The 8,605-nt window shown below is 41.2% G+C and carries 13 protein-coding genes and 2 pseudogenes; 6 read left to right on the forward strand and 9 right to left on the reverse strand.

Going from position 1 to position 8,605, the window contains the following annotated elements:
• Positions 1–23: 23 nt before the first annotated feature.
• The 3 genes and pseudogenes from PMG25_RS24630 to PMG25_RS09530 form a co-directional block, all read right to left on the reverse strand.
• Positions 24–377 (reverse strand): YgiT-type zinc finger protein, encoded by a 354-nt coding sequence (locus PMG25_RS24630; RefSeq protein ID WP_430540956.1) that lies wholly within the window; start codon positions 375–377, stop codon positions 24–26.
• A pseudogene (locus PMG25_RS24635) lies at positions 375–596 on the reverse strand (hypothetical protein); the annotation flags it as partial. The pseudogene PMG25_RS24635 and the gene PMG25_RS24630, both read right to left, overlap by 3 nt.
• 34 nt (positions 597–630) lie before the next feature.
• A complete protein-coding gene (locus PMG25_RS09530) occupies positions 631–765 on the reverse strand; it encodes a hypothetical protein (protein WP_283766666.1) in 135 nt (44 codons plus the stop codon).
• Positions 766–788: 23 nt separating this feature from the next.
• Here PMG25_RS09530 and PMG25_RS09535 point away from each other — a divergent pair, with 23 nt between their 5' ends.
• The 4 genes from PMG25_RS09535 (at position 789) to PMG25_RS09550 (ending at position 2,099) form a co-directional block, all read left to right on the forward strand.
• The gene (locus PMG25_RS09535) at positions 789–926 is read left to right on the forward strand and encodes a DUF433 domain-containing protein (protein WP_283766667.1); all 138 of its coding nucleotides are present in this window, start codon (positions 789–791) and stop codon (positions 924–926) included.
• A 109-nt stretch (positions 927–1,035) separates the two neighbouring features.
• Positions 1,036–1,278 carry a hypothetical protein gene (locus tag PMG25_RS09540; RefSeq protein WP_283756091.1) on the forward strand — a complete coding sequence of 81 codons (243 nt, stop codon included), beginning with the start codon at positions 1,036–1,038 and terminating at the stop codon, positions 1,276–1,278.
• On the forward strand, positions 1,265–1,717 hold the full coding sequence (locus PMG25_RS09545) for an HNH endonuclease (RefSeq protein ID WP_283766668.1): 453 nt from the start codon (positions 1,265–1,267) through the stop codon (positions 1,715–1,717). The genes PMG25_RS09540 and PMG25_RS09545 overlap by 14 nt, the downstream gene beginning before the upstream one ends.
• A gap of 97 nt (positions 1,718–1,814) precedes the next feature.
• Positions 1,815–2,099 (forward strand): hypothetical protein, encoded by a 285-nt coding sequence (locus PMG25_RS09550; protein ID WP_283766669.1) that lies wholly within the window; start codon positions 1,815–1,817, stop codon positions 2,097–2,099.
• A gap of 31 nt (positions 2,100–2,130) precedes the next feature.
• On the opposite strand, the gene PMG25_RS09555 is transcribed toward PMG25_RS09550, so the two are convergent.
• Positions 2,131–4,656, reverse strand: coding sequence for a hypothetical protein (locus PMG25_RS09555; protein ID WP_283766670.1), 2,526 nt, complete (start codon positions 4,654–4,656; stop codon positions 2,131–2,133).
• A gap of 131 nt (positions 4,657–4,787) precedes the next feature.
• Between PMG25_RS09555 and PMG25_RS09560 the strand changes: the two genes are divergently transcribed.
• The gene (locus PMG25_RS09560; protein WP_488199668.1) at positions 4,788–6,110 is read left to right on the forward strand and encodes a helix-turn-helix domain-containing protein; all 1,323 of its coding nucleotides are present in this window, start codon (positions 4,788–4,790) and stop codon (positions 6,108–6,110) included.
• A gap of 290 nt (positions 6,111–6,400) precedes the next feature.
• On the opposite strand, the gene PMG25_RS09565 is transcribed toward PMG25_RS09560, so the two are convergent.
• The 3 genes and pseudogenes from PMG25_RS09565 to PMG25_RS09575 all read right to left on the reverse strand — a co-directional run.
• On the reverse strand, positions 6,401–6,640 hold the full coding sequence (locus PMG25_RS09565) for a YgiT-type zinc finger protein (RefSeq protein WP_283756094.1): 240 nt from the start codon (positions 6,638–6,640) through the stop codon (positions 6,401–6,403).
• On the reverse strand, positions 6,633–6,950 hold the full coding sequence (locus PMG25_RS09570) for a DUF4258 domain-containing protein (protein ID WP_283766672.1): 318 nt from the start codon (positions 6,948–6,950) through the stop codon (positions 6,633–6,635). The genes PMG25_RS09565 and PMG25_RS09570 overlap by 8 nt, the downstream gene beginning before the upstream one ends.
• A 28-nt stretch (positions 6,951–6,978) precedes the next feature.
• Positions 6,979–7,200, reverse strand: a pseudogene (locus PMG25_RS09575) (hypothetical protein); the annotation flags it as partial.
• A 169-nt stretch (positions 7,201–7,369) separates the two neighbouring features.
• On the opposite strand from PMG25_RS09575, the gene PMG25_RS09580 reads away from it, so the two are divergent.
• A complete protein-coding gene (locus tag PMG25_RS09580) occupies positions 7,370–7,513 on the forward strand; it encodes a hypothetical protein (RefSeq protein ID WP_283766674.1) in 144 nt (47 codons plus the stop codon).
• A gap of 7 nt (positions 7,514–7,520) precedes the next feature.
• Here the strand turns inward: PMG25_RS09580 and PMG25_RS09585 are convergent, their stop codons facing one another.
• On the reverse strand, positions 7,521–7,850 hold the full coding sequence (locus PMG25_RS09585; RefSeq protein WP_283766675.1) for a XisI protein: 330 nt from the start codon (positions 7,848–7,850) through the stop codon (positions 7,521–7,523).
• Positions 7,838–8,257 carry a XisH family protein gene (locus tag PMG25_RS09590; RefSeq protein WP_283766676.1) on the reverse strand — a complete coding sequence of 140 codons (420 nt, stop codon included), beginning with the start codon at positions 8,255–8,257 and terminating at the stop codon, positions 7,838–7,840. The genes PMG25_RS09585 and PMG25_RS09590 overlap by 13 nt, the downstream gene beginning before the upstream one ends.
• Positions 8,258–8,605: the final 348 nt, after the last annotated feature.

An 8,605-nucleotide genomic window follows, 5' to 3' on the forward strand; every position in this document is an offset into this window, starting at 1 on the left:
ATGAGACCCTATAAATTATAAATTCAAACCGCCTCATCAAAGGAAAAAACATCTAGAGCGAGCGATCGAATAGGTTTGTCTCCTTGATGTAGCATCACTCGAACCCGCTCTGTTGTTTCCCGACTAAATGTTTCTTCCCCACAACGAGAACAAACCGTCGCTGGAATATTTTCAACGAGATAGAAATTTCCCTGGATCTTCAAAACCTCACTCACTTGCTCTACATGAGACTCCGTTGAGCCACAAACATGACATTTAAACATTGCTTTTCCTCCTGCGATTATCAATCCATTGGTCTGGGGCTGGTTCATATAACGTGATAATTTTAACAACATCAAATTCAAGTCTTGAAACCTGAAACGGAAAGCTTTTATCATAGCTTCTAGCTGCGCCGTCCATCGGTTCGCCTCTTCCATGGTTGCCGTCACCACCAGCAAGGAGCGAGATTCGGCTTGGGAGAGGGCAGACGCAACTAAACCCTTGGGAAACCGGGGAATTCCCTGAAGTTCTAAGGAGCGGTTGTCGCCCAGTTTAGTTAGCAGCTCTTGCGTTAGAGGCGATCGCCGCAAGGTTCGCAAGATGGAGGAAAAGGCCATAAATCCAAGTGTTACCGAATGTGAGTGGGATCTATTAGTTTAAACCGGGAATGGGCGATCGGCGATCGGTCATGGGGAATGTTCGATTAAATCCATCCTCTCTAACTAATTTCTGTTCAACCTGAGTTTGAGTCTGGAATTGAGAAAACGCGCATTCCGGTTTGCTCATTGGTATGCGATCGCCGTTTATGAATGACTAATGCCCAGATTTTAAAAGCTTTTCCCGGTTTGAGCGCGATCGATGTGGTTAATGCTTGGCGTTATGCTGAGGCTTATCCAGAAGAAATTGAAATGGCGATTCGGGAAAATGAAGAAATAATGCTAACTTAAGAGAGAGAATGTAGAGTCAGCTAAAAAGGAACACATGCGATGAGTGAAATACAATCACCGCTCAAGCTTGACCCAGGTAGAATCTTCCCTGAAGTGCAATGGGGGTTAAATGGTTACAACTCTTAATAAACCATCTTCTCTAATTCACGAAATCCGGCTTGAAAAAGTTGGCAACTGGAATTTATTCAAATTCAGTGAGTCTCTTCAACTGCGAATGGAGAGTCTTCTGGAGAAGAAAAAAGCCGATCAAATCACTCCTGATGAAATTGCTGAATTAGATGCGATTGGAGAACTAGATCATATTTTTACTCACATTAACGCGATGCTTGCTGCTCAACATGCCAATCAGTGATGAACTCAAGCAGGCTATTCGAGAGCGTGCCAACTATATCTGCGAGTATTGCCACTCTCCAGAACGGTTGAGTGCTAATCGATTTACTATCGATCATGTCGTTCCCAAATCTTTGGGTGGTTCTGATGCACTCGACAATCTTGCCCTTGCCTGCCGTCGTTGCAATGAGAGACGCTACAACTTTGTAGCTGGAATTGATCCAGAGACTCAGGAGACTGTTCCCATTTTTAATCCCCGTAAACAGAAGTGGGCGGAGCATTTTGTCTGGCAAGATAAGGGTGTTATAATAGAAGGAACTACACCTATTGGTCGAGCAACTTGCCTACGTCTTGATTTGAACGATAGCCGTTATCCAGAAAACGATTCCATTCGACAAACAAGACGATTTTGGATACAAACTCGATTGCACCCTCCAGCAGATGATCCATGCCAAGCTTAAAGAATTCTCAGATTTTAACGTAGCGATACTCATATTAATTGTAGGTTATCATAACGGTAGAGATCGGTTAACGTGGACAGATGATCGGGCAAGTGATATGAATACCAAGCTTTTCAAACCCCAGGAAATTATAGAGAAATTGAGCGCTTTACCCATTGAAAAGCAGCAAATTGCGCTGGATTTTATTGATTCTCTGTATAAAGAGACAGTGAACAAAAAAGTTGACCGCAAAAGCGTTTTAAGGTTACCCTTAGCCGAGCGAAATCGGATCTTAGAAGAGCAAGCTGAAGCCATGGTACAGCACTATCAGGAAGATGACCAATGGCGGGAATGGACAGATTTAGATAGCGATGGCTTTTATGGCTATGGCACTTTAACCTAAACGGAGTGAACTTTAGCCAGTCACTTTTGATCTATGGAACTGATAGAGTAAAAGTGACAGTTTTACCAGTTGAAGTAAGAGTAGCGTCATCAGAACTAAGAAATCGGGGTTCAAGCATTAAAATATCATCACCTACTAAAAGTTTGATAGGACGTTCAACATAAGCTTCTACACTTGCATAAGTTCCCTTAGAAGTACATTTTGATTCGACTAACGCTCCCCAAATCTTTATTGGATTACCATTACACTTCATTTGTATTGTTCTTGAAGGTTTGCTTGAATAGCGTTTAATCTGTAGTCTATTTGTAATAGTTGCTACGGAAGCGTCACCTCCTGGAGGAATAAGGACTATATTGAGTTTATCGCCTTGTTCTTTGAGAAGGTCGTTAGAAAATAATCCAAAAGTTCGATCATTTAATTCATCTAAATGATCGTCAGTATAAAACCAAGATATTTCATACCAGTCATTACTATAGTTTTTATAGTCGATTCTCAAGTTAGTAAAGTTACCCCTACATGCTTCAAATTCTAGATCGATAAAACTTCCTGCTGGTTCTTTTGAACAATCCAGGATGATTGTTTCTAGATTATTAACATCGGTAACTTCAACCAACTCAAGCAAGGCAGGATCGGGAGGTGGCTGTGTAACTTTAAATTTTGCAAAGTATGGCCCATCTAAAGTAAAGGATGCTAAATAATTTCCTAAGAGAGCATGGCGACTGACTGAAATACCTTTATCAAAAGCATTCACTGCTTTTGCGATTTTTTTGGCTAACTGTTCAGCAGATTCACCTTGAAATTGTAAAAGCCCTTTAATAATTTCTTCACTTTCGCCACCCAAAGCCTCAAAAAGCTTGACACTGTTATCTTGACTACTTAAACATTTTAAGGTTTGAGAAAAACTCTCATTGGTACTACACCCAATCAAAACTTGACCAACTAAACTGGCAATATCTGTCCATTGTTTCTCAGCAGAGTAACCTGTTGTAATATTTAACAAATCAACCAAGAATATTGCTATATTCATATCAAAAGCTCCGTAAGGTTGATCGGGTGTACGACGATTTAAGAATCGAGAGCCTGACATTAACGCAATATAATCACCTGGTGGCCAAACCTTCTGTTTTTTAGGGGATATAATTGTATTAATTTGTTCTTGACCAATAGACGAACTACCGATTGTTTGAATAGCCATTAAATCCCAAACGCCCAATTGTGCGGGTTCGATAAAAAATTCAGCAACGACAAATTTTTCATGACTTTCATTACCATTATAATCATCTGCCTTTAAGTCAGTGAATAAGTGTTCAGCACGAATGATAACAACTTGTTGGGCAAGAAAAGAAGTACCCTTAAGGCGCATTCCTTGTTTTTCAGCATTTAAGGTCATTTCATGCACTAGAGCTAATGGAGAAAATGAAGGGCGAACTTTTCCGTCATGCCGAAATTGGTGAGTTAAGTAAAAATCCCTGTAATCTAAGGGAGATTGGGCATGAGCGGCTGGAATTAATACATCGAAAAAGTCACCAGCTTTTAAAGACGAAAGCAATTGATTGATTTGATTAGATTCAGATCTTGGTTTATTCTCTATTATCGTTGGTTCTCCAACATCTCCACTCCCTAATTGCTCAATCATAAATTGCTTGAACTCATTAGCTCGGTCTATAGTCAAAAAAGAAGCAACTTGGACGGCTTGTTTATTCGTATTTTTTCTTTTTTTGACAAAGGCATCACGACAAAAATTACTTTTTACGGCTTGCAAATTATTTTCGCTATAGTCAATGTAGACAGGATAGAGCTTTACAGGGTAACTTGATTCAGTGATGGGTAATGAGTCGCCACAAGCATTCTGAGGAAAATCTGTAATATTAAATAAGTTGGGACGGTAGTTACTATTCGATGTGTTAGAATTGGGGTTGGCTGAATTGCTAAATTGGATGGGGGAAATATCTGATTTTAAGTAAAATTGGGCTAACTCAATAGCAATATCTGTACTTAATTCAACAACTTTATCGTCTACAATTGAATTAGATTGAGCGACAACTTGAACTAAATCTTGAAATTTTTCATTTTGATCGATCGCCTCAAATATAGATACACGCTTTTCAAACGGTATACCGATAAACAGAGGATTCATAAAAACAAGACTTCGAGCAGTTGAAGCAAAATTCAACTCAGGTTCTTCATTAACTTCTGGAACAAAAAAATCAATCAACTTGATTTCGTTGTTAATTTTAGCCATGACGACGGCCGTCTGGTCATCAGAAGCTTCAGGAATTCTTATCCTATTTCTATTCTTTCTGAGAGGTTTAGCTTCAGCATAGGTGATCAGTTCAGCATTATCTAAATTGGTATCACTCGATGGAAGTTCAGTTAGCTGAACCTTTAACCGAGTTGCGGGAAACTCTAATTCTTGTTCAAATGCACCGCAGCCCTGTACAATAGGGACTAATAACATCAAGAGTCCTACAACCCTGATTGGGTTTGTAAAAATTATCTTTAGCATGGTGACTGGTGGTAAGGGTAGATTTTGATATTTTACTACTCCTGTATTCACGGAATTTCTCTTTTTTTCTGATGGTTTGCCTTTTTAGAGTTGGATTATGTCGGAAATAGTGGCTAACCCATGTCGGCTAATATAGGATATGATGGGTTTATATCCGATCAAACGATTTATCTAGTCAGTCAATGAGCGTTCAGGAAATTTTAAGGTTTGCAGAGCATCTGTTTCTAGTTAAAACGGGAGAACCTATGGATGATCTTGAACAAGAGATCCTACGGGAAGCCTTTCAGGGTCAGAAGTATGCAAAGATTGCCCAAGAGCGCGATCTAACAGAGGGTCATGTGAGGGATACAGCTTCTCAATTATGGAAAATTCTGTCTGAAGCTTTGGGAGAAAACATAAAAAAATCTAATGTTCGCTCAACTATAGAGCGTTTTTATTACTCCAACATTTACCATTTTGGTCATGACATTGTTCATATTGGAGATATTAAGGTATGCAGCCAGGGTTCTCCTGTTGCAAAGTCTTCAGAAGAGAAACAGAAACCACCGCAAATTGATTTGGGACTTGCGCCAGAAGTTTCTTGTTTTTATGGACGTAGAGAAGAACTGGAAACGCTGGAAAGTTGGGTGAGTGGCTCTCGTTTAATCTTGCTGTTGGGACTTCCGGGAATTGGTAAAACGTCTCTGGCGCTGAAATTGATCGATCGCATCCAAACTCAGTTCGATCGCATCCTCTACTACAGTCTCCAGTTCTCTCCCCCCTTAACCGCGACGCTTACCCATCTGTTGCAGGTTCTCACCGACTCTGAAGAGGTTCCCCACGAACTCGAAGCGCAACACGAAGCACTGCTCAAAGCTCTCAAGCGCGATCGCCTCCTCATCCTCCTCGACGATCTGCAAACTCTTTTTGCACCACAGCAATCGGCTGGCCACTATTTGCCCAACTTAGAGAATTATCGCACCTTTTTTCAGCTTTTAGGTCAAGTTCCCCATCAAAGTTGCATCATCCTCATCAGCGACGAACAACCCAAAGAGCCGAAAATCAGCCCAATCTTGCGCTTAAACGGACTCGGCAATCACACAACCGACATTTTCCGTCATTATCAACTCCTCGATGAAGAAGACTGGGAAACCCTCAGTCATCGCTACCACCATCATCCCCTCTGGTTAACTGGGGTATCCCAACTGATACAAGACCTGTTTCAAGGCAACGTGCGCCAATTTCTGGAACAAGATATCCTCTTAATTGACTCCATCCAAGACCAATATCAGCGCCGTTTTAACCGCTTATCCGACTTAGAACAAGAGCTACTGCAAGATATGGCGCAATTTTCCGCACCCGTTGGCTTAGGAGACCTGTTGAAAGGGCGATCGCAACCCGCTACAATCATCCTCCATACCCTGCAATCCCTACAACGCCGACTGTGGATAGAAACCGTCGAAACCCCTCAATTTACCCTCTCTCCCTTGACGATGAATTACTTAAAATTAATAGCTCGTCAGTAGGGATGACGTTTAGCATAATTTTCAGGTGGTGCGCCAAAATGAGCGATCGCCACCAGCATCTATCTTGCCAGTCTTCAGAATCCCACTGAGATCCAAAGGCAACTTAGCACGACGACGAATGCGATCGCCGTTGCAGGCACAACCGCCATCTTCGGGTTACTCGATGATGAGGAAAAGGCCATAAATCCAAGTGTTACCGAATGTGAGTGGCATCTATTAGTGTAAACCGGGAATGGGCGATCGGCGATCGGTCATGAGGAATGAGAGATGAGACCCTATAAATTATAAATTCAAACCGCCTCATCAAAGGAAAAAACATCTAGAGCGAGCGATCGAATAGGTTTGTCTCCTTGATGTAGCATCACTCGAACCCGCTCTGTTGTTTCCCGACTAAATGTTTCTTCCCCACAACGAGAACAAACCGTCGCTGGAATATTTTCAACGAGATAGAAATTTCCCTGGATCTTCAAAACCTCACTCACTTGCTCTACATGAGACTCCGTTGAGCCACAAACATGACATTTAAACATTGCTTTTCCTCCTGCGATTATCAATCCATTGGTCTGGGGCTGGTTCATATAACGTGATAATTTTAACAACATCAAATTCAAGTCTTGAAACCTGAAGATGTAAAGCGCGGTTTGCTAACGTAAATCCTAAAAGTAGACAACTCGGTGAATATTTGTCCTCTGGATAATCTTCAACTACCTCCATTGTGACACTCGCTTCCTTGATCTCCGACTCACTGATATTGCGTTCGATCGCCCGCTTAAACCCATGACGGGTAAATTCAAAGTTTCCAGCATATAACTGACTTTTAATCTCCTCTAGTGTTTTCATAAAAATAAAATCAACGTAAAGCTTTTATCATAGCTTCTAGCTGCGCCGTCCATCGGTTGGCTTCCTCCATGGTTGCCGTCACCACCAACAAGGAGCGAGATTCCGCTTGCGAGAGCGCAGACGCAACTAAACCCTTGGGAAATCGGGGAATTCCCTGAAGTTCTAAGGAGCGGTTGTCGCCGAGTTTAGTCAGTAGCTCTTGCGTAAGAGGCGATCGCCGCAAGGTTCGCAAGATAGAGGAAAAGGCCATAAATCCAAGTGTTAGCGAATGTGAGTGGGATCTATTAGTTTAAACCGAGAATGGGCGATCGGCGATCGGTAATGGAGAATGATAGATTAAACCCATCCTCTCTAACCATTGATTAATCTGAGTCAATCGCTTACCAGCATCAGGGACTTAATCCTGTAGGGGTCTGCTGTTGACCCTTGACGAGTGCGATCGCCGTTTAGCAATGACCAATGCCCAGATTTTAGCAGATTTGTACTATCTGAATATTAATCATTATCACAAAATCAATTCTATGAATTTACAGCAATTAGAAAATCTAGCTTCTGGAGATTAGAGCTTTTTTAAGCATGATTAGCGATCAATTGACGAACCGTAGGAGAACGATACCCTAAAACAATTTTATCTTTAGGAATACCCATCTCAATTAATTCTTGGGCAATACCGGATTCCGTAAAATCTCGTTGAATCCAAATTTTGTCCTCTTGAATCTCTACATGAATCGGACAGCCATAAATGCGCTTTTCATCTTCCCAACCTACATGCAGGAGTAAATAACGTTGGCGCTCCTCATCAAACAGGATTTGAGCCTCTACAGTTTTATCCTGCTGTCGATATTGCCAATGTTCAAGAATAATTTTTTTGATGGCTTCTGCATAATTTAGATTTTCCATTGGATAATCATCTCCTGCTTGATATCAAATATTATTAAATTTAAGTCATACCTGCTGATTGATTTTTGAATAAAAGGATCAACAAAAAAATCTTCGTAAGTATCAGACGAAATCGCAAGATAGAGTTGGCGATCGCTTTCTATCTCTTCTAAGGCTAGACGATAGTTAAGAAACTGACCAAGAGCCAAATGAAACTCCGTCAAACTGGAAAGACCGACAAAGCTTTTGATTTCAACAGCAATTTTACATCCTTCTCGTTCTGCACCCAGAAGTTTTTCTGCCCCAATGTCCAGATACAATGCAATCTTCTCACTCACTCGAAGATAAAGCGGATCGTGAGTTATCTCCCAACCATCCTTTTCAAGGGCTATACGAACAATCTGGTGAAAAAGATCTCTAGCTGGCATCAGTGAGGATGAATTGTTTCATAGCTATTATATACTAAAGTGGCGGCAGTAAGGCGATCGCTTTTATGGCTACGATATTTAAACCCACATTCCGCACGACAAAGTGTAGCATAGATAATGAGACCAAGTGGAGGGAATATTTGCCCGGAAAAAAACTGGAGAAAAACGAGAAACCATAGGAAAATAGAGGTGATTTTATGGCTAAAAGCCCGGTCAGTGTCTAGAATATCCAGTGAAGGGTAATGGATGACTAAAAATGCCCATCACTGGATGTAAGTAGTGTAAAAATGCTACTATAAGGACAAGGATTCAATAGCAATGAGGGTCAGACTATTTCGGATAGCAAAT

The organism is Roseofilum capinflatum BLCC-M114 (assembly GCF_030068505.1).
Taxonomy (GTDB): Bacteria; Cyanobacteriota; Cyanobacteriia; order Cyanobacteriales; family Desertifilaceae; genus Roseofilum; species Roseofilum capinflatum.